Origin of the sequence: Flavobacterium magnum, assembly GCF_003055625.1 — a bacterium.
Classification (GTDB): Bacteria; Bacteroidota; Bacteroidia; order Flavobacteriales; family Flavobacteriaceae; genus Flavobacterium; species Flavobacterium magnum.
This window is the reverse complement of the sequence record NZ_CP028811.1, coordinates 2,241,995-2,262,158: the sequence shown is the minus strand read 5'-3', so window position 1 is coordinate 2,262,158 and position 20,164 is coordinate 2,241,995. Positions and strand designations below refer to the sequence as shown.

Annotated in this window: 18 protein-coding genes; 11 read left to right on the top strand and 7 right to left on the bottom strand. The window is 47.3% G+C overall.

The window, feature by feature from the left end; all coding sequences use genetic code 11:
- Positions 1 to 9 precede the first annotated feature (9 nt).
- Positions 10 to 1,182, top strand: a complete 1,173-nt coding sequence (locus tag HYN48_RS09465; RefSeq protein WP_108371029.1) for a Pycsar system effector family protein — start codon at positions 10 to 12, stop codon at positions 1,180 to 1,182.
- Here HYN48_RS09465 and HYN48_RS09460 read toward each other — a convergent pair.
- Complete coding sequence (locus HYN48_RS09460; protein WP_108371027.1) at positions 1,179 to 3,536, bottom strand: GAF domain-containing protein; 2,358 nt, start codon at positions 3,534 to 3,536, stop codon at positions 1,179 to 1,181. The genes HYN48_RS09465 and HYN48_RS09460 overlap by 4 nt on opposite strands.
- 151 nt (positions 3,537 to 3,687) lie before the next feature.
- Here HYN48_RS09460 and HYN48_RS09455 point away from each other — a divergent pair, with 151 nt between their 5' ends.
- Together HYN48_RS09455 and HYN48_RS09450 are read left to right on the top strand one after the other, a co-directional pair.
- Positions 3,688 to 4,269, top strand: coding sequence for a Crp/Fnr family transcriptional regulator (locus HYN48_RS09455; protein ID WP_108371025.1), 582 nt, complete (start codon positions 3,688 to 3,690; stop codon positions 4,267 to 4,269).
- 109 nt (positions 4,270 to 4,378) lie between these two features.
- The gene (locus HYN48_RS09450; protein ID WP_108371023.1) at positions 4,379 to 6,157 is read left to right on the top strand and encodes an AMP-dependent synthetase/ligase; all 1,779 of its coding nucleotides are present in this window, start codon (positions 4,379 to 4,381) and stop codon (positions 6,155 to 6,157) included.
- An 84-nt stretch (positions 6,158 to 6,241) separates the two neighbouring features.
- Here the strand turns inward: HYN48_RS09450 and HYN48_RS09445 are convergent, their stop codons facing one another.
- Positions 6,242 to 7,192 (bottom strand): phosphoribosylaminoimidazolesuccinocarboxamide synthase, encoded by a 951-nt coding sequence (locus HYN48_RS09445; RefSeq protein ID WP_108371021.1) that lies wholly within the window; start codon positions 7,190 to 7,192, stop codon positions 6,242 to 6,244.
- Positions 7,193 to 7,291: 99 nt separating this feature from the next.
- Entirely contained in the window at positions 7,292 to 8,296 is a 1,005-nt protein-coding gene (gene holA, locus HYN48_RS09440; RefSeq protein ID WP_108371019.1) for a DNA polymerase III subunit delta, read from the bottom strand.
- An 84-nt stretch (positions 8,297 to 8,380) separates the two neighbouring features.
- On the opposite strand from holA, the gene HYN48_RS09435 reads away from it, so the two are divergent.
- The 4 genes from HYN48_RS09435 to HYN48_RS09420 all read left to right on the top strand — a co-directional run bounded on the left by HYN48_RS09435 (position 8,381) and on the right by HYN48_RS09420 (position 11,986).
- Positions 8,381 to 8,842, top strand: a complete 462-nt coding sequence (locus HYN48_RS09435; protein ID WP_108371017.1) for a type I restriction enzyme HsdR N-terminal domain-containing protein — start codon at positions 8,381 to 8,383, stop codon at positions 8,840 to 8,842.
- On the top strand, positions 8,839 to 9,831 hold the full coding sequence (locus tag HYN48_RS09430) for a glycosyltransferase family 2 protein (protein ID WP_108371015.1): 993 nt from the start codon (positions 8,839 to 8,841) through the stop codon (positions 9,829 to 9,831). The genes HYN48_RS09435 and HYN48_RS09430 overlap by 4 nt, the downstream gene beginning before the upstream one ends.
- Positions 9,832 to 9,909: 78 nt before the next feature.
- Positions 9,910 to 10,746: an OmpA/MotB family protein gene (locus HYN48_RS09425; RefSeq protein WP_108371013.1), complete on the top strand. Its 837-nt coding sequence runs from the start codon at positions 9,910 to 9,912 to the stop codon at positions 10,744 to 10,746.
- Between the two features lie 238 nt (positions 10,747 to 10,984).
- On the top strand, positions 10,985 to 11,986 hold the full coding sequence (locus HYN48_RS09420; RefSeq protein WP_181248449.1) for a serine hydrolase: 1,002 nt from the start codon (positions 10,985 to 10,987) through the stop codon (positions 11,984 to 11,986).
- 56 nt (positions 11,987 to 12,042) lie between these two features.
- On the opposite strand, the gene HYN48_RS09415 is transcribed toward HYN48_RS09420, so the two are convergent.
- Entirely contained in the window at positions 12,043 to 12,663 is a 621-nt protein-coding gene (locus HYN48_RS09415) for an L-threonylcarbamoyladenylate synthase (protein WP_108371009.1), read from the bottom strand.
- A 134-nt stretch (positions 12,664 to 12,797) separates the two neighbouring features.
- Positions 12,798 to 15,122 carry an ATP-dependent helicase gene (locus tag HYN48_RS09410; RefSeq protein ID WP_108371007.1) on the bottom strand — a complete coding sequence of 775 codons (2,325 nt, stop codon included), beginning with the start codon at positions 15,120 to 15,122 and terminating at the stop codon, positions 12,798 to 12,800.
- A 190-nt stretch (positions 15,123 to 15,312) separates the two neighbouring features.
- Here HYN48_RS09410 and HYN48_RS09405 point away from each other — a divergent pair, with 190 nt between their 5' ends.
- The gene (locus tag HYN48_RS09405) at positions 15,313 to 15,750 is read left to right on the top strand and encodes a VOC family protein (RefSeq protein WP_108371005.1); all 438 of its coding nucleotides are present in this window, start codon (positions 15,313 to 15,315) and stop codon (positions 15,748 to 15,750) included.
- A 62-nt stretch (positions 15,751 to 15,812) separates the two neighbouring features.
- Here the strand turns inward: HYN48_RS09405 and HYN48_RS09400 are convergent, their stop codons facing one another.
- Positions 15,813 to 17,618 (bottom strand): M2 family metallopeptidase, encoded by a 1,806-nt coding sequence (locus HYN48_RS09400; protein WP_108371003.1) that lies wholly within the window; start codon positions 17,616 to 17,618, stop codon positions 15,813 to 15,815.
- 150 nt (positions 17,619 to 17,768) lie between these two features.
- Between HYN48_RS09400 and HYN48_RS09395 the strand changes: the two genes are divergently transcribed.
- Positions 17,769 to 18,089, top strand: a complete 321-nt coding sequence (locus HYN48_RS09395) for an ArsR/SmtB family transcription factor (protein WP_108371000.1) — start codon at positions 17,769 to 17,771, stop codon at positions 18,087 to 18,089.
- A 1-nt stretch (position 18,090) separates the two neighbouring features.
- On the top strand, positions 18,091 to 18,582 hold the full coding sequence (locus HYN48_RS09390) for an SRPBCC family protein (RefSeq protein ID WP_108370998.1): 492 nt from the start codon (positions 18,091 to 18,093) through the stop codon (positions 18,580 to 18,582).
- 163 nt (positions 18,583 to 18,745) lie between these two features.
- Here the strand turns inward: HYN48_RS09390 and HYN48_RS09385 are convergent, their stop codons facing one another.
- Positions 18,746 to 19,516, bottom strand: coding sequence for a sulfite exporter TauE/SafE family protein (locus HYN48_RS09385; protein ID WP_108370995.1), 771 nt, complete (start codon positions 19,514 to 19,516; stop codon positions 18,746 to 18,748).
- Positions 19,517 to 19,601: 85 nt separating this feature from the next.
- On the opposite strand from HYN48_RS09385, the gene HYN48_RS09380 reads away from it, so the two are divergent.
- Positions 19,602 to 20,123 carry a DUF7935 family protein gene (locus HYN48_RS09380; RefSeq protein ID WP_108370993.1) on the top strand — a complete coding sequence of 174 codons (522 nt, stop codon included), beginning with the start codon at positions 19,602 to 19,604 and terminating at the stop codon, positions 20,121 to 20,123.
- Positions 20,124 to 20,164: the final 41 nt, after the last annotated feature.

Below are 20,164 nucleotides of genomic sequence, written 5' to 3'. Positions count from 1 at the left end.
AATTTCATCATGGGCATTATAGAAAAAGCGGAACAATTTGTTTTTGCGCTATTCAAAGATAAGTTATCTCCGGCATATACTTACCATAATTTCAACCATACTTTGCGCGTGGTGGAAGCGGTAGAGAAGATTGCAAAAGCTGAAAAACCGCAGTCCGAAGAGCATACCGCCTTACTGCTGGCCGCCTGGTTTCATGACACCGGCTACACCGTTGGCTGTGATGAACACGAACAGAAAAGCGTGACCGTATTCAAGGATTTTGCCGTAAAAGAGAATATTGATGAAAACCTGTCAGCGTTAACCCAACAACTGATATTAGCCACCGATATCCGGAAAGAACCGCAAACCGAAATTGAGTTCATGATACGGGATGCCGATGCCGCGCACTTTGCCAGGAAGGAATATATGAGCATTAGTGAGCAGCTCCGGAAGGAATGGGAAGTGAGTTCAGGCAAAAGATTTTCCGATCTTGAATGGCTCGAAGGCAACCTCCGGATGCTGACTCAAAAGCACCGGTATTATACCGCCTACGCCAAAGAAAAATGGCAGCCCAAAAAAGAAAAAAACATTAGCCTTTTACAGCAGATGATTGAAGATAAAACACTGGATTATAACAAGAAAGACAAAAAGAAAAAAGACGATTCAAAACCGGAGCGCGGGGTGGAGACGATGTTTAAGGTGACGCTCAATAACCATACGCAACTGAGCCAGATTGCTGACAGCAAAGCGAATATCCTGTTGTCGGTAAATGCGATCATTATTTCCATCTCGCTTTCGACCCTGATCCCAAAACTGGATAGCCCCGGCAACGCGCACCTGGTAGTGCCAACGTTTGTGCTGCTGCTGTTCAGCGTTATTTCAATCATCTTCGCAATCCTGTCCACGCGACCGAAAGTCACCTCGGGATCGTTTACGCGCAAAGAAATCGAGGACAAAAAGGTAAACCTGCTGTTTTTCGGGAATTTCTATAAAATGCCGCTCGACGAGTACGAATGGGCAATGAATGAAATGATGAAAGACAAGGAGTATTTGTACAACAGCATGATCCGTGACCTGTATTTCCTTGGACTGGTACTCAACCGAAAATACAAGCTGCTGCGCATTACGTACAACATTTTTATGTTTGGGATTGTGCTATCTGTTATCGCCTTTGTGATTGCTTTCCAGTCGATCCGCGCTTAACTTTCAATCTCTTTAAGCAATTCATTGTAGCTGTACAGTTTCTGTCCCGTTTCGTCATACAGCACCTCGACTCTGATGCCTTTCAGTCCGGAGACACCCTGTAAATCCTCGATTTCAAAAAACTCGACCTTGGGCCCCAGCCGCTTCTTGTGCTGCAGGAATGCGATATAGCGCTTGTACTCCTGCTCTTCTTCCTGCTGGGCATACACAATGGTGATTCGGCCCTCTTGGGTAATGCGCTCCGTACTCCCTTTTATGAAAGCCTTGTCGATGCGTTTTTTGATGACTTCGTAGCGCGCATTGTACGAGCCGTCGACATCGAAACGCTTCTCATCCATACGGAAGCGGATCGTAATGGGCAGGTTAATGACGAGAATCAGCGAAGCGACCTCCATCGGGTATGGCAACGACGGCTGCAAAAGGTGGTATTGATTTTCCATTTCGCACATCACCTGCAATTGCCACAGACGTAAGTTGTACAGGTACAGGAAATCGAACTGCGGCTCATTGGTAATCGAATTCCCGATATACAGGTTGTGCTCCACACCATCGGTCTTGAAGCGTTCATAGTAGTGCGGATAATATCGCTGTGCGTCGACCTGGCTTTTGTCGAGGATGTCAGCCATTTTCTTATTGATGATCGACACCGTCGCATCATATTTCTTACGCGCCGCGTAGACAGTGTCCGAGCTGCGGTCGAGCGTGTCAAAATAGCGCTCCATCAATGCCTTGGTTTCGGGACGTTCCGGCTGATGACGCTTGAGTACCGGATGGATCTCACTGCGGATGTAGTTCTGGATGATGTGCTCGGAATCGGCCTTGATGGCGTCTTTCAACGTCACGAGGTACTGCTCCAGCTCAAAGATCTTCTGTTCGAAGATTGGCAGCTTATTGCCCTCGTTGATGCTTTCAAAAATCGATTTCAGCGAACTTACCTGCTGGATGATGTCCTCTTTTGTCGTAGCATTCCTGCGGTCTGACGAACCTTTGATGTCAATCTGTCCAAACAGCGGATAGACATCATTAAAAACGATTTCGTGCAGCGATGAGGCGTCGTTCAGGTGGCTGTGCGCTTCCTCGCGGAATTTCCAATAGACGCTCGGGTGGATTGTCGTATATTCTTTCTGGATCAGGGCCTCGACCTGGTTGTTGATTTCCGAGTAGTACCGGTCAATGGTATCGACAAGGTAGGGCATCACGATATCAAGCTTATTGGAATTGATGGTGTTCAGCTGTTTTGTCTTTTCCGAAACCAATTCGACAATCCCAAGCAGGGTACCGTTCTTCACGACCGGTGCAAAAATAGCGGAATGTATGTGCTGCTGCAGTAATTTTGCAGCCAGTTTGCTTTCAGGATGGTCTTTGCTGAATTGGGCGACATCCGAAATCACGAAATACTTACTCTCCTTGATCAGTTCCGGCATTGAGGTATGGCAGAAAAAATAATCACAGTCGGAACCACCCTCGTCACAGGTCAGGAAACTCGTAATGTCTTTTTCAAACGGAGACACCGTAAACTGGTTCGTCATCGGGTCAATCGAGCTGTACCCGATCCGGAGGTCGCTGAACCGGAATATCGAACGGAAAATGCTCTGGAAGCTTTCGCGTATGTCCTCCTTATCGGCTTCGTTTTTCGGTGTCAGCAGGTTTGTCTTGAGGTTGGAAACCGCGCTTTCAACCGTGGCATCGTATAGGGTCATGATCCCAAATCCGCGCATAATCCAGCTTTTGGACGGGAACTTTTCTTTCCACAAAGCCACATTATCAAAATTGTCAATCAACAAATCGACTTCTTCAGCGCTGATGGGCAGCGATTTTTCGGTAGGGAAAATCTCGATGAAATCGGCATTGTATAAAATCCGGTAGTGGCGCATGATGCCTGCCGCATCCGGAATATCATAAAAAAACGGTTTGCTGAAATCGAAATTGTACCCATAATACCCATTGAGGATCATACAACAGCTCATGACGTAAAAGCTGTCGTCGGTAAAGTCACGGATCTCCATATCGAAATCAGGTCCGGCATTGTTCAGGATCTGCTGGAAACGCGTCGAGTAATTGAACGTAATGTTGTGGAACGGGATGGTGATTGCCTTGATCTCATTGTTGGTCAGTGCCGTCGGGAATAAATCGGCCAGCAGGTTCCTGATGAGTTCGGTGTGGAATTTGATTGTCGAGAAATCCCGAATGCCGTCGCGCAATTCGGGCACGGCTGCAACGGCCTCAAGAAGACCTTTTGCGTAATGCGCCCTGTAATCGACGTCTGCGGCAGCGATGGCCTCGAGGTTTTCAAGCAGCTTGTGAAACGAAATCTGGACTTCAAAAGGGTTGTCAATGGCTTTTTCGAGAATCATGACGGGAAGTTTTTTGCAAAGATAGTGACAAAGTGCCAAAGTTATCGCGCTGCCGAATGCCACACCAATCCAATTTAAGGTAGACAACTTTTCGTTCATAACTAAAAACTTTGCACCTTTGTAAACCACGCCTGTTGCAAATTTTAATTGAATGTACGACCAGATTGACGCCGCCATTTCCAGGTATGTCTCGTTCACCCGTGACGAGCTGGACATCTTCCATTCTTTGCTGCAATACAAAAAAGTGCCGCGCAAGACCATCATGCTGCGTGAGGGTGAAAAGTGCGATTTCGAGGCGTTTGTTGTGAGCGGCTGCATCCGTAAATATTATATTGACGCCAATGGTTTTGAAGTGATCCTGCAATTTGCCATCGAAGATGCATGGGTCAGCGACGTGTCGTTCAGCATGTATGAAACCAAGCCCAGCCAATTGTATATCGAGACACTGGAAGACTGTGAATTCCTGCTGTTTACCCCCGAAACCAAAGAAATGCTTTTTGCGAAGGCCCCGAAGTTCGAGCGCGCTTTCCGCATCCTGTTAATGCGCAATATGGCGGTGACGCAAAACCGGCTCTTTCACACGATTGCCAAAACCGCCACGGAGAAATACCTTGAATTTATTGCACAGTACCCGACCATTCCGCAGCGTGTGGCGCAACATCATATCGCTTCCTACCTGGGGATTTCGGCAGAATTTCTCAGCAAGATCCGTACGAAGCTTGCCCGGAAATGAGTGATCCGGGACCGCCACAAATCCTAAGCGAGCGGACAGGCGGCAGCTTGCGGTGACACCGACTTCAAACTTCAGAACTTTTTCATTACTTTGCAGCAAAATAAGTGCCATGACAGAAATTACCCGGCTGTTCGATTTTCCGTACTACCAACTTGAAAAGCATGATCTGAAAGAGGCGTTGGTCACCAAATATAACGGTGTCTGGGAAGCAACCTCCACTAGGGAATATATTGCCAAAGCCAATGCCGTATCGCGGGCGCTGCTGCGTATGGGCGTAAAAAAAGACGACAAGATTGCTGTCATTTCTTCGTCAAACCGGACGGAATGGAACATCATGGATATTGGGATTTTACAGACCGGGGCGCAGAACGTCCCAATTTATCCGACGATTTCCGAAGAAGATTACCAATACATCCTAAACCATTCTGAATCAAAATATTGTTTTGTATCTGACACCGAAGTGCTCGCCAAGGTAAACCAGATCAGGGCCAATGTGCCGTCGCTCGTGAATGTCTTCTGCTTTGACCGTATTGAGGGTTGTGAGCATTGGGAGCAATTACTCGAACTTGGAAAAAACGACAGCAATCAGCCTGAGGTGGAAAATATCAAAAATACAATCCATACTGACGACCTTGCTACCATCATTTATACGTCAGGCACCACGGGCAGGCCTAAAGGCGTCATGCTCTCACACAAAAATATCGTAGCCAATGTACTGGGCAGCGCACCCCGGATCCCTTTCGAGGAAGGCCGCAGCCGCGCGCTGAGCTTCCTGCCCATCTGCCATATTTATGAAAGGATGATCCTTTACATCTACCAATATTACGGTGTGTCAGTATATTTCGCTGAATCCATCGACAAGCTTGTGGACAATTTGAAAGAAGCGCAGCCGAATGTAATCACCGCCGTGCCACGGCTTCTTGAAAAGGTATACGACCGGATTTATGCCAAGGGCGCCGAACTGACCGGCATCAAAAGGAAATTGTTCTTCTGGGCCATCGACCTGGGACTGAAATACGAGCCTTACGGCAAAAACGGGTTTTGGTATGAATTCCAGCTTTCGATTGCCAGAAAACTGATTTTCAGTAAATGGAAGGAAGGTCTCGGCGGGAAACTCGAACTTATGGTGTCAGGCAGCGCCGCACTGCAGCCACGTTTGGCGCGTGTTTTCGCTGCTGCAGAAATCTATGTGATGGAAGGCTATGGCCTGACCGAAACCTCACCGGTAATTGCCGTAAATGACAGGCGGAATGGCGGATTTAAAATTGGTACCGTAGGCCGTGTCATTGAAAATGTTGAAGTCAAAATTGCCGAAGACGGAGAAATCCTGTGCAAAGGCCCGAATGTGATGATGGGCTATTATAAAGATCCTGAAAAAACTGCGGAAGTCCTGCAGGGCGATTATTTCCATACCGGTGATATCGGTATTATTGATGAAGAGGGTTTCCTGAAAATCACCGACCGTAAGAAAGAGATGTTCAAGACTTCCGGAGGAAAATACATTGCACCGCAATTGCTTGAGAATGCCATGAAACAATCCCGTTTTATCGAACAGATTATGGTTATCGGCGATGGCGAAAAGATGCCGGGCGCATTCATACAGCCCAATTTTGACTTCGTAAAGGAATGGGCGAGATTGCACAATATCAACGTAGGCAATTCACATAAAGAGATTGCCGAAAACCCTGAGGTGATCAAACGCATCGATGAGGAAATCGAAGCACTCAATAAGAAATTCGGGAATTGGGAACAAATCAAGCGTTTCGAGCTTACGCCAAATGTATGGTCGATAGACGGCGGGGAGCTCACCCCTACCCTAAAGCTGAAACGCAAAATCGTATTGGAAAAATACCGCGATTTGTACCAAAAGATTTATGGTAATGGTTGAATGCAGCGTCGGTCCCCCGGAGTCTTGCATAGAGACCACGAGGACGGTTTAACAATATTGTCGAAAACAATATGACTGCGGATCCTATTTGTTAAGGAAGTCGGTCACATTCTTTTCAATCCTCTCCGAAATGGCATTGATATCGGCCTTTATGAAATTTTCGCCAAGGATATTTTCATACAACTCAATATATCTTTCCGAAACACTATTGATGTAGGCTTCATCCATATGCGGAATCTGCTGTCCATCTTTACCCTGGAAACCATTGGCAATCAGCCATTGCCGTACAAATTCCTTTGAAAGTTGCTTCTGTTCTTCGTTATTGTCCTGTCTTGCCTGATAGCCTTCACCATAAAAATAACGCGAAGAATCGGGTGTATGAATTTCGTCGATCAGCACAATCTTTCCGTCCCTGGTTTTCCCAAATTCATATTTGGTATCTACGAGGATGAGTCCGCGACCGGCAGCGATGTGTGTGCCGCGTTGGAATAACGCATGTGTATAATTTTCCAATACAAGGTAATCTTCTTCTGAAACGATTCCGCGCGATAGGATTTCCTCACGCGAAATGTCCATATCGTGCTCACCATTATCCGCTTTTGTAGTTGGCGTGATAATCGGTTGCGGGAATTTGTCATTCTCTTTTAACCCTTCGGGCAGTGTCACTCCGCAAAGTGTCCTTTTACCCAAAGCGTATTCGCGTGCAGCATGTCCTGAAAGGTAACCACGGATGACCATTTCCACCTTGAAAGGCTCGCATAAGTGCCCGACGGCAACATTCGGGTCGGGTGTGGCGATGAGCCAGTTTGGCACGATATCCTGCGTAAGCTCCATAAAGCGCGTGGCAATCTGGTTGAGGATTTGTCCTTTAAAAGGAATTCCTTTGGGCATGACGACGTCAAACGCCGAAAGCCTGTCGGTGGCGACCATGACCAGAAGTTCATCATTGATATTGTACACATCGCGGACTTTCCCGTGGTAAACGGATTGCTGTCCCGGAAAACGGAAATCCGTCCTTGTAATCGTATTGTTCATTGTGTTGTTGTTTGCGCGCAAAGGTAAGTGATTTTTGGATTTGTCAGATTACCGGATTATCGGATTTTGCGGCCATTTGATATTCGGACAGTGCGACATTCAATTAAAAATATGCACCAGCATTTCCTTCAGTAAATCCGAATTGGAAAGTGAGTTCGCGCCGACGCCCTTGCTTTTCATGTCGATTTCGCGTAAAGCCGCCACGATGGCACTGACTTTCCTCATTGGATAATTTTTCAATGCGATGTCATAGTCCTTCAGGAAATACGGGTTGACCTTCAGCACTGAAGCGACATTCTTCGGGTTGCGGTCTTTCAGTCCGTGGTACTGCAGCAGGTTCACAAAAAACCCAAACACAAGGCTGGTGGTGACGACCATCGGATTGTCCTTCGGATTTTCTGCAAAATAATGCGCGATCTGGTAGGCTTTCACCTGATTTTTATCGCCGATGGCTTTCCGCAGCTCAAATACGTTATAATCCTTGCTGAAACCGATGTTTTCCTCGATGTGCTTCGCGCTGATGGTGGTGCCCTTGGGCAGAATAATCTGGAGTTTGTCCAGTTCATTGCTGATTTTACTCAGGTCGGTTCCAAGAAATTCCACGAGCATCGCATTGGCCTTCGGTTCCATAGTGTATCCCTTGCCCTGCAAAACCCTCGTGATCCACTGCCCTACCTGGTTCTCATAGAGCTTCTTGCTTTCGTAAACCAACCCGTTTTTCTCGAGCAGCTTGGTCACTTTCTTGCGCTTGTCTAGGGTCTTGTATTTATAGCAGAAAACCAGCACGGTTGACGGCATCGGATTGTCCGCGTAACCCTCGAGCCTGTCGATGGTCTTGGTTAGTTCCTGGGCTTCCTTGACAATCACAACCTGCTTTTCGGCCATCATCGGATACCTTTTTGCCGACCCGATAATGTCTTCCATACTCACATCGCGACCATACAAAACAGACTGATTGAAGCCTTTTTCCTCTTCGGAAAGCACATTTTCCTCAATATAATCGGATAGCTTATCGATATAATACGGTTCCTCCCCCATCAGGAAATAGATGGGCTTGATATTTCCGGCCTTGATATCATTTACGATTTTTACGACTTCATCCATTTTTAGTACAGGGCTCAGGCTACAACGTACGGGAAGCCGTTAATTATTGATTGTGGATTGTGAATTGTCAATTATCTTTGCCGTATGCAGCAGCTCAATTTTCCTACTTACGGTTTTCGGTTCAAAAATAGCGAAAATAAGATCTTAATCTTTGACCCGATACGCAAAAAATTCGTGGTACTGACTCCGGAAGAATGGGTACGCCAGCATGTAGTGCAGTTTCTCTTACTCCAAAAAAAATACCCGCATTCCTTAGTCAATGTTGAAAAACTGCTGAAAGTTAATGGATTGACAAAACGCTATGATGCTGTGGTGTTTCACAATAACGGCAATATCAATATACTGGTGGAATGTAAAGCACCTGAAGTCACCATAACACAAAATACCTTCGACCAGATTGCGCGTTATAATATGGTCATGAAAGCCGATTACCTGATGGTGACCAACGGGCATAATCATTACTTTTGTCGCATGGATTTTGAAAAAGAACGTTATGTCTTCCTGAAGGACCTGCCTGATTTTGGACTAAAAAGCACGGCGTTATGACAGTCGCCGTCGTCATCCTGAACTGGAACGGGAAATCATTACTCGAGCAATTCCTGCCATCGGTCGTCAGATACTCGCCCGAAGCGGTGGTGTATGTGGCGGACAACGCCTCAACTGACGATTCGCTGGATTTTGTAAAAACCTATTACCCTTCGGTCAAAATCATCCGTAACACCGGTAATTTCGGCTTTGCCAAAGGCTATAATGAAGCATTGCGGTTTGTGGACGAGGACATTTATGCTTTGGTCAACTCTGATATTGAAGTTACCGAAAATTGGCTCCAACCCATTTTGAGCACATTTGAGACTGAAAAAAACGTCGCAGCGATTCAACCGAAAATACGCGATTACAAAGACAAACAGTATTTTGAGTACGCTGGCGCCGGTGGTGGATTTATTGATAAATTCGGTTACCCGTTTTGCCGCGGACGCATTTTTGACACCATCGAAACCGACCACGGGCAGTACGACGATGCGAAAGACATTTTCTGGGCATCAGGCGCGTGTCTTTTCATCAGGAAAGCCGTGTACCGGCAGCTTGGTGGTTTCGACGACAGTTTTTTTGCCCATCAGGAAGAAATTGACCTGTGCTGGCGGATTTTCAATAAGGGCCTCACGATCCGTTACATTCCGGAGTCGACGGTTTACCATGTGGGCGGAGCGACGCTACAGCAGGGAAATCCCAGGAAAACTTTTCTCAATTTCCGGAATTCTTTACTGATGCTCACCAAAAACCTTCCCAGGCCATCGCTCTACTCTGTTTTGTTTCAAAGATTGCTTCTTGATGCGGTTGCAGCATTCCAGTTTTTATCCAAGGGGAAGCTCCGCCACTTCCTGGCGATTATCGAAGCGCATTTTTCGTTTTACGGGCGATTTGGTACCACGCTTCAAAAACGGGAAAAGCATCAGAAGCGGGATTATTACGCCGTAAAAAGTATCGTAAAGGCTTACTACATCAGCGGAAAGAAGACCTTTCACAATCTGTTTTAACAATAGTTTAGGTTTCTGATTTTAACATTTGTGTAATAAAAGCCTTAATTTTGTGTTCGGAAACTAAAACACATCATCATGAGGAAAATCATTTTAGCGCTTTCAGTAATGGGTATGTTAACCCTTACTTCTTGCGGCGCAAAGAAAAAAATTGCGGCTTTGGAAGCCAAAAACAAGGAAATCCAGGATTTGCTGAATTCAACCACCGTTAAATTGAACCTGTGCCTTACCGAAAAAGAAGCGCTGGCCCAGCAGATGGAGTTCCTTAAAAAGAACAATTCCGACCTGATCAACAATATGGGTAACATGACCACCCTGACTACGCAAGGGGCGCAGAATATCGAGAAAGCCCTTGAGACTATTAAGGAAAAAGACCTGAAGATCAGCCGCATGCAGGATGCCCTCACCAAAAAGGACAGTGTGACGCTGGCTTTGGTAACGAGCCTGAAAAGGGAGGTTGGTATTTCTGACCCTGACATTGAAGTCAATGTTGAAAAAGGGGTTGTCTTTATTTCGATAGCCGACAAGCTGCTGTTCAAGAGCGGAAGCTACATGGTCAGCGACAGGGCGAAAGAAATCCTGGCTAAAGTGGCCAAAGTAATCAACAGCAAGCCTGACTTCGAATGTATGGTTGAAGGGCACACCGACAATGTTCCGTTTATCAGCAACGGTACCCTGCTTGACAACTGGGATCTGAGCGTGAAGCGCGCAACGTCTATCGTAAGGGTGTTGACTAAGGACCTTAAGGTGAACCCTGCGCAGCTGATTGCAGCCGGACGCAGCGAATTCATTCCGCTGGTAGATAACAGCAATGCAGAAAACCGCGCCACAAACAGGAGAACAAGGATTATCGTACTTCCGAAGATCGACCAGTTTTATGAAATGATCGAAAAAGAAATGAAAGCGCAGAAATAATCTGATTTTCAATATGATACATCGCACCAAATCCCAACTTTAACAGGTTGGGATTTTTTTTTCGCATATTGAAAATCATGGTAGGGTATTTTCATTTTCACCTGTTATAGTAGGTTATATCTTATGGTTGCACCAGTGAAACTTTAACAAAAAAGTAAGTAATATTTCACGTTTCGCGGCACGGGCGATGGGCAATCTTGAGTTACATTTGCCAACCAAAAAAACCGAACAAACAAAAATGACGAATCCTTCCACAAAAAAATATTCAGTATGGCATATACTGGTTATGTCGGTGATTGTAGCCGGCCTGACCTTTCTGGCCAGTGGCTATATCGGCGGAAAAAACGATAAAAAAGACGAGACGGCTATTGCCGGCTATGCGTGCAACTATAATATTAAAAGGCTTGAGGGCTACAAATTCATCAAACCGATTATGTTTGTTGACGGCGATTGCGAATCGGAAAGCCTGCAACCGATCAAATCCAAACTGACCGGCATCATCGAGCAGTATAAGACAAACAATGGGGTCATCAACGCATCGGTCTACCTCAGGTCAAACAGGGAATGGATAGACATCAACGGAAATGAGGCCTATGAGCCCGGTTCTTTGTTTAAGGTGCCGGTAATGATGGCCATCCTGAAAATGTCCGAAGAAAGTCCGGGTTTCCTCAATAAGCTGGTCGCCTACAATAAGGTATTTGATATCAACAAGCACGTAATGTATTCGGACAAATCGATACAGCTTGGCCACAATTACACCATTAAGGAATTGCTTGAGTACATGATCCGATATTCCGATAACAACGCCACGGCGCTGTTGGAAACGTACATGAAGCCTGAAATTTTACAAAAAATGTTCGCTGACATCGGTCTTGAAGTACCCAATATGTATGCGCAGCATTATTATTTCAACGCCTCCCAATATTCGCTGTTCATGAGGTCGATTTACAATGCCAATTACCTGTCTGCGAAGAACTCCGAATATGCAGCAGAGCTGCTCAGCGAATGTGAGTTTAAGGATGGGATTGCCAAAGGCCTTCCTGCCGGAGTCAAACTGGTGCATAAGTTTGGGGAAGCGGGCAGTGTCGATCAGATCCAGCTTCATGAATCGGCCATCATCTACGTTGATGGCAAATCGTACCTGCTCACAGTAATGACCAAAGGCAAAGACACCAAAGCCCTTTCCGCTTTAATCGGGGAAATTTCCAGGGAAGTGTATAACGACAGGAAAGGCGCATAATGTCCAGTCAAATGGACGGATCACAGCGATTCGAAAAATGTCACGAGGCTTATTTCCTAAAGTATATCGAGGCTTCCTTTTCCTTCCCTTACTACGACAGGTTCGTGTCCTGACAAATCAATGATTGTAGAAGCGAGATTGTCGCCATAACCGCCATCAATAACGATATCTACAAGATTTTGCCATTTCTCGAAAATCAGCTCAGGATCGGTGGAATATTCCAGGACTTCGTCATCGTCGTGGATGGAAGTGGAAATAATCGGATTCCCTAATTTTTCAACGAGGCAGCGTGCAATTGCATTGTCGGGCACCCTTATCCCCACAGTATTCTTATTCTTAAACTCCTTTGGAAGATTGTTATTTCCCGGGAGAATGAAGGTATACGGTCCGGGAAGCGCGCGTTTCAGCAATTTGAAAGTGCTAGTGTCGATCTGCTTTACATAATCAGACAGGTTGCTCAAATCATAACATACAAAAGAAAAGTTCGCCTTCTCGAGCTTAATCCCCTTTATCTTGGCGATGCGTTCGAGCGCTTTGGAATTGGTAATATCACAGCCAAGTCCGTACACAGTATCCGTAGGGTAAATTACCAATCCGCCTTCTCGCAGCACCTTTACGACTTTTGCGATGGCTGCCTCATTGGGATTTTCGGGGTAGATTTTGATAAATTGGCTCATATCATTACAGTTGACAGTTGCAGCGGGTGGTTTGCAAGCAACGGTTAGTAGTTGTTAAGGTACGAATTAATTGCGTTATCTCAGGTAAAAAACGGATTGTACCCGGGAAAAATCGGAATATCATGTTTTTATTTTTACCCGATCACATCGAGTTTCGCGAAGCGTAACAACAACTTCTTAATTCCACCCACATCAAAACAGATTTCGGCTTTTCTATCCGCACCCGCACCTTCCATACTGACGACCTCGCCTTTTCCGAAGCGTTCGTGCATGACGGTATTCCCGACGGACAGGTCCAGGTCGTTTGCAGTGCCCGGCTTCTGGTTCCCGACGGGTTTCAGCCTGCGTATCGGACTGTCAGGCTTCGGCTGATTGTCGGTAATGTACTTTGGGGGCGCGGATGCCACGGGTTTACTCTGCCTGAGTTTCGACTTATCAACATCGCCGAAAATATCAATGTCAATCATAGGGCGGTAGCGGTAATTGCTTTCTTCGGGCGTAAGGTACTCGAGGTACTGCCCGTCAATCTCATCGATGAAGCGTGAAGGCTCACTGTCGCTCAGTTTGCCCCAACGGTAACGCGACTGCGCGTAGGTCAGGTAGGCCTGGTGTTCCGCGCGCGTCAGGGCTACGTAAAACAGGCGGCGTTCTTCCTCGAGTTCGCTTCGGGTGCTCATGCTCATCGCGCTCGGAAATAAATCCTCTTCCATTCCTACAATGAACACGTACGGAAATTCAAGTCCTTTGGCGAGGTGGATGGTCATCAGGGCCACGCGGTCGTCATCGCCCGGATCGTTATCCAGGTCGGTAGCGAGGGCGACATCCTCCATGAATTCGGACAGGGAGCCGCGGGCGCCGTCAATTTCCTTCTGCCCCTCGATGAAATCCTTCATACCGTTGAGCAATTCCTCAATATTTTCAATCCGCGCAATGCCTTCCGGCGTCGCATCCTTTTTCAATTCCTGCACAAGCCCCGTTTTTTTGGTCACATGGTCGGCCATAAAAAACGCATCATGTGTTTCATTCAGCACCTGAAAGCTGCGGATCATCGTGACGAAGTCCTGGAGCTTGTTTTTGGTACCCGAATTCAGCTTGAGGTCTATTTTGTCGATGTGCTGCATTACCTCGAAAATCGATCGCTTGTAGTGGTTTGCCGCAATGGTCAGCTTCTCGATAGTCGTATCGCCGATGCCACGTGCCGGATAATTAATGACGCGTATCAGTGCTTCCTCATCCTTTGGATTCAAAACCAGGCGGAGGTAACAAAGGACATCCTTGATTTCTTTTCTTTGATAAAATGACAACCCGCCGTAAATCCGGTAGGGAATGTCACGCTTGCGCAACGCGTCTTCCATCGCGCGCGACTGGGCATTGGTGCGGTACAGTATGGCAAACTGGTTGTTCATCAACTGCTTCTGCATCTTGGTTTCGAAGATGGTACTGGCTACGAAACGCCCTTCTTCACCGTCAGTCATGCTGCGGTGGACCTTGATTGGAGGCCCATCATCATTTGCGGTCCAGACAATCTTGTCGAGCTTGACCTTATTCTTGTCGATGATGGAGTTTGCGGCCTCGACAATATTCTTCGAGGAACGATAATTCTGTTCGAGGCGATAGGTCTTCACGCCTTCATAATCCTTCTGGAAATTCAGGATGTTGTTGATGTTCGCGCCGCGGAAAGCGTAAATACTCTGCGCATCGTCTCCCACCACACAAATATTCTGGAAACGGTCAGAAAGCGCGCGCACAATGAGGTATTGCGAGTGATTTGTATCCTGGTACTCGTCAACAAGGATGTATTTAAAACGATGCTGGTATTTAAGCAGCACATCCGGAAACCGATTCAGGAGTTCGTTGGTCTTAAGCAACAAATCGTCAAAATCCATGGCGCCCGCCTTAAAGCAGCGGTCTACATAATTTTGATAAATTTCCCCCATGCGTGGCTTTTTTGACATCGCATCAGCCTCCTGTAACTCGGGATCATTAAAATATGCCTTTACGGTAATAAGGCTGTTTTTATAGGACGAAATCCTTCCGAAAACCTGCTTTGGTTTGTAAATGTCCTTGTCCAGCTGCATTTCCTTAATAATGGCAGAAATGAGCCGTACCGAATCCTGCGTGTCGTAAATCGTAAAGTTTGACGGGTAGCCCAGCTTGTCAGCCTCAGCGCGCAGTATCCTGGCAAATACCGAGTGAAAAGTACCCATCCACAGGTTTTTGGCTTCGGTCGAGCCGACGATATCTGAAATCCGCTTCTTCATTTCCCGCGCCGCCTTATTGGTAAAAGTAAGCGCCAGGATATTGAAAGCATCAACGCCCTGGCTCATCAGGTAAGCGATGCGGATGGTCAGTACGCGGGTCTTGCCCGATCCGGCGCCCGCGATAATGATCATGGGGCCGTCTTTATGTAAAACTGGTTGTTGCTGGGCTTCGTTTAACTGGCTGATATGGTGTTGCATGTTCTGTTACGTGTAGAGCACAAAGATAATGAATTTGGCGATTAAGGAACGTGTTTATTCAAGGATTGGGAATTGTCCGGCACGTGTCGCAAATCCCCCTGTGTTTTACGTTTTTGTCCCTTTTCAATCCATGTTTTTGGGCTATTTTTGAAATATCAAATATTTATAAATCAAAAAAAAATCAAAGTTTATGGCGTTAATCAATCCACACATCAATTTCAACGGCAATGCCGAAGAAGCGTTTCAGTTCTATAAGGCGGCCTTCGGGGGCGAATTTGCGAACGTCGTCCGGTTTAAGGACTTTCCGAATCCCGACTTCCCGGTCCCTGCAGGCGAGGAAAACAAGATCATGCATATTGCCCTGACCATCGGCCCGAATGTACTGATGGGCAACGATGTTCCCTCGTTTATGGGAAAAACAAATGAAAGGGAAAACAGGAGCAAGATTTCGATCGGTGCCGAAAGCAAGGAAGAGGCGGACAGGTTATTCGAGGCACTGTCGGAAGGCGGCGAGGTCGAAATGCCGATAATGGACAGTCCGTGGGGCTCTTACTTCGGGATGTTCCGTGACAAATACGGCATTGAATGGATGATTGACTACGATGCAAGGCATCAGGGAAAGGTGTAACAAAAAAAGCTTCCTCATTCGGAAGCTTTTTTATCATGAATGGTCAGGTATCTGACGGCAGACTATTTCAGCGCCGGCATTGTGTATTTCCTGCCCTTGTTCGCTTCTTTGAGGTAATCCATCAGTGGACTGAAGTATTCAAGCATCGCTTTGGCACTCAGGTCGGTGCCGGTTTTTTCACGCAGCAACTTACGCCAGTCTCCCGTGGCACCGGATTTCATGATGTCCTGTATGAACTTCCCGACTTCCTTATTCCCATAGTAATTGGTCGCGTGCGGATCCTGGTGCAGGATATTTTTTGCAATGTGATCGTGGATCTGGAACAACAATATGTATGACAGTGCGTAATCATAATATTGTGCGGCGTCATCGTTGATGTGCGTTTTGGTCGCCGCATCGCAGAATTCCTCGCCCCTTTCCGTCGGCGGGACAATACCCTGGTATTGCGCCGCGAGTTCCCACCAGCGCTTGTTGAACTGGTCGGCGGGCAGGTTGTTTGCATACAGATCATGCTCGAACATGCTCATTGTCCCGGTACTGAAAGGGATAAAAACGACGTAATTCAAGGCTTCTTTCAACAAGGTCTGCATCTCATCTGATTTCGTGCCTTTCGGGATCAGCCCAAGGTTTTCCATAAATGGCTTTTGCATCGCTGCCATCCCCATCAGGCTGCCCAATGCTTCATGATACGCACGATTAGCGCCCTCACGCAGCAAATACGGAACTTCAGGCGTGCTGTACGACAGGTAATAGTAAATGTGACCCAACTCATGGTGCGATGTTTCATACCATTCGCTGTTGGGCTCGACGCTCATTAATGACCGCACATCCTTATCCAGATCCATATGCCAGGCAGAAGCGTGGTTGTTCTTCTTGTATGCGGCACCCGCCGGCGCAGGATACAGGTCGGATTTGTCCCAGAACGTTTTGGGCAACTCCGGAAAGCCGATACTCACATAAAACCGCTCGCCCTGCTTTACGATCCACTCGGCGCCTTTAGGTTTTACCGCAGCATCCAGGTCAACACCCTTCACGTCAACCAGGCTGCTCCAATCCTGGCCCCAACGATTCGGGAGCCAGTCGGCAGGAAGCATGTCCGGTACGTTTTTTACACCATATTTCTTTGCATATTCATAACGGGCATACGTGTGCAGTTCGCGGAACAGCGGGTACAAATCCTTATTAAACTGCTTGAGCATCGCGAGCATTTCGTCAGTTGTCATGCCATAATCCGAAACCTGGTAATCGAAAAAATCCTTATAGCCCAGTCCCTGAACCGTTTGATTCCTGAGGTCGCGCAGTTTCGCAAGGCCGGGCTTGAGGCCCTTCCCGACTTCCTTGCTGGCTTCCCACGCTTTACGCCTTTTTGCGAGATTGGTTTCATCGGAAAGCACCGCATCGATGTCATTTGCGGAAACCGATTTGCCATCCATTTTGAAGTCAAATCCGAACAGGTTTTCAGTTTGTCTCGTCTCCGCCTTTATCCTGGCGGTAACCACATCTTTCAGCGTTTCGGGATTGTTTGCGGCTTTATAGAGAATGCTTTTGAGTTGCTTGAGCTGCAGCGCCGTCAATTCTTCTGGATGCTCAAGGAACTTTTTAGCCGTATTGATATTGGAACTGCTGCCTGTAAACCTGGCATATTCTTCCTGCGCCTTGTTGTTCGCCACCGCATTGGTCGAATCGCCTTCCACAATGTGAATCTGCATCTGCCAGGAGGTTTCATTGACCAGCACATTGAGCCGCTGGTATTCCTTATTGTAGCCATCGAGATAGGTTTGCACTTCCTTTTGCAATTCGGGACTGGCTTTGTCATTTTTACAGGAGAAGACGGCAGCTGCCAGCAGGAACAATAATATTTTTTTCATCGTCGGTATGATTTATAACCGTAAATATAGTCAAAACCGACACGCAGTCGATCCTACCCTGCCATTGTGATTTAAAATTTTTCAAAATATACTTGCGCAACCGAATAATTGCATTTATATTTGCAACCGAATAGTTTCATATATATCCCCATGGACACCAGAAGAGACACTTTCCAGGCAATCGCTGATCCCACGCGACGGGCGATTTTACTGCTTATCGCATCCCAGGCGATGACACCTAACGCCATTGCAGAACACTTTCAAAGCAGCAGGCAGGCGGTGTCAAAGCACATCAGGATCCTGTCTGAATGCGAATTGCTGCGCCAGCAACAGTCAGGCAGGGAAATATATTATCAGCTTAATCCTTCAAAAATGAAAGAAATAGATGCGTGGCTTCAGAAATTCCGCGAAATCTGGCAAGACCGCTTTAACGAACTCGACAAGATATTACTAACGATGAATACCAAATGACATGAAAAATTTTCAAACCGATTTTACCGTAGACAAAGAAAGCAACAAAATTCACGTAAAAAGGACATTCGCAGCGCCGGTCAGTACCGTCTGGAAAGCCTGGACAACCAGCGAAATCCTTGACCAATGGTGGGCACCGAAACCATATCGCGCCCAGACCAAAAGCATGGATTTCAGGGAAGGCGGCTCTTGGTTCTACTCGATGCTGGGGCCTCAGGGCGACGAACACCGCTGCCGCGCAGATTACAAAACCGTCGAGGTTGAAAAATCATTCACCGGACTCGATGCATTCTGCGACGAAAACTGGAATACCAATCACGATTTTCCGCGTACGGACTGGCACGTGACGTTCCGCCCTGAAGGCAATCACACTTTTATCAACGTGACGCTGACGTACGAAAAACCGGAAGATCTTGAAATGATCATGAGCATGGGCTTTAAAGAAGGTTTCACTGCGGCACTCACCAATCTGGACGCGCTGCTTCAGCAATAACAAGTGCACCGGAATCTATTCAGGCCGAAACTGTTCCGGCTTTTTGCGCTTGGACACCAGCATGGGAGCTGACTCAGGGCGCCCCCTCCGGGCCGCGCTGTCCGCTGTAGTCCTCGCCTTCCAGGCTGCGGGCTGCCGCTCCCATCCCTGGCGCGGCGCCGCGTTACCTGTGCGTAACCACATCGTAGGCGAATCGCGCCAGCGTGCCAACAATCACGACAAGAAAAAACACCCTGATAAACGCATTTCCCCTGGCAATCGCGACTTTAGCCCCGATGAAACCACCGGCGGCATTGCACAAAGCCATCGGGAGCGCAATGGCCCAGATCACTTTTCCCTTTGAAATAAACAGGCAGATCGAACCGAAATTCGTGGCAAGATTTACCATTTTGGCATTAGCGGACGCCTGCAGGAAATCGAACCCAAGCAGCGCAATAAACGCCACAACGAAAAAACTGCCGGTTCCGGGACCAATAAACCCATCATAAAACCCGATCACGACACTGATCAGCACCGCATAAGCGACCTGCTGCGCAGCCGAATGTGATTTGTCGCGATGCAGCCCGAAATTCTTCCTGGCATAAGTATACACGACCAATACCGACAGCACAACAAGCAGCAGCGGTTTCATGAAATCGTTGTGCACGACCGTCAGGAGCAGCGAACCGGCAAACGCTGACGGCACGGCAAGCGCCATCATGATCAACAGCAGTTTCCAGTTCATACGCACCTGCCTGAGATATTGCGCGGCGGCAAACATCGTTCCGCTGAACGACGGTATCTTAAGCGAACCCATAATCGCGGCCACAGGAAGTCCGGGCAGCAGTATAAGCGCCGCGGGCGTTTGTACGAGTCCGCCACCACCCACCACCGCGTCGACAAACCCGGCTCCGAATGCGGCCACGCAAAGCAAAATAAGGATCGCAGTATCCATCCGGTAAAAAAATTTCTCAAATCTAATGTATTGGTTTCATATGTTTATTCGTTTATTTGCTTTCATCAAAATTTAAAACCCAAATATGGACACTGACAAGATACTCGAGTTGTTATTTTACACGCTTCCCGCGCTGATCACCGGTGCTGTGGCGTACTCCTTTTTCCAGAAATACACCGAAAACGAAGAGAAAAAGCGGCAGTTCCTGCTCAGGAAAAGCAACCAGAGGCAGTCGTTGCCGCTGAAGTTACAGGCTTATGAAAGGATGGCCCTGTTCCTCGAGCGCATCAACCTCACGAAGATCCTGATCCGGATTTCACCAATCTCGACTGACAAAAATGATTACGCCAATTTGCTGATCGCCCACATCGACCAGGAATTTGAGCACAACCTGACACAACAGATTTACATGACCGACCAATGTTGGGCCCTGATCGTCACTGCGAAAAACTCGACGATGCAAATAATCCGCAAAGCCGCACTGTCCGCTGAGGTCACCGATGCCGACAGCCTGCGCCAGTTTATCCTGAGCGACCTGCTGGAAAAACAGACGCCCGGAAACGCCGCGCTCGCTTACATAAAAGATGAAGTGTCTTCGATGTTATAATTGGAATTGACTTGCGGATTTTCAACAGGCTCCGCAAATAC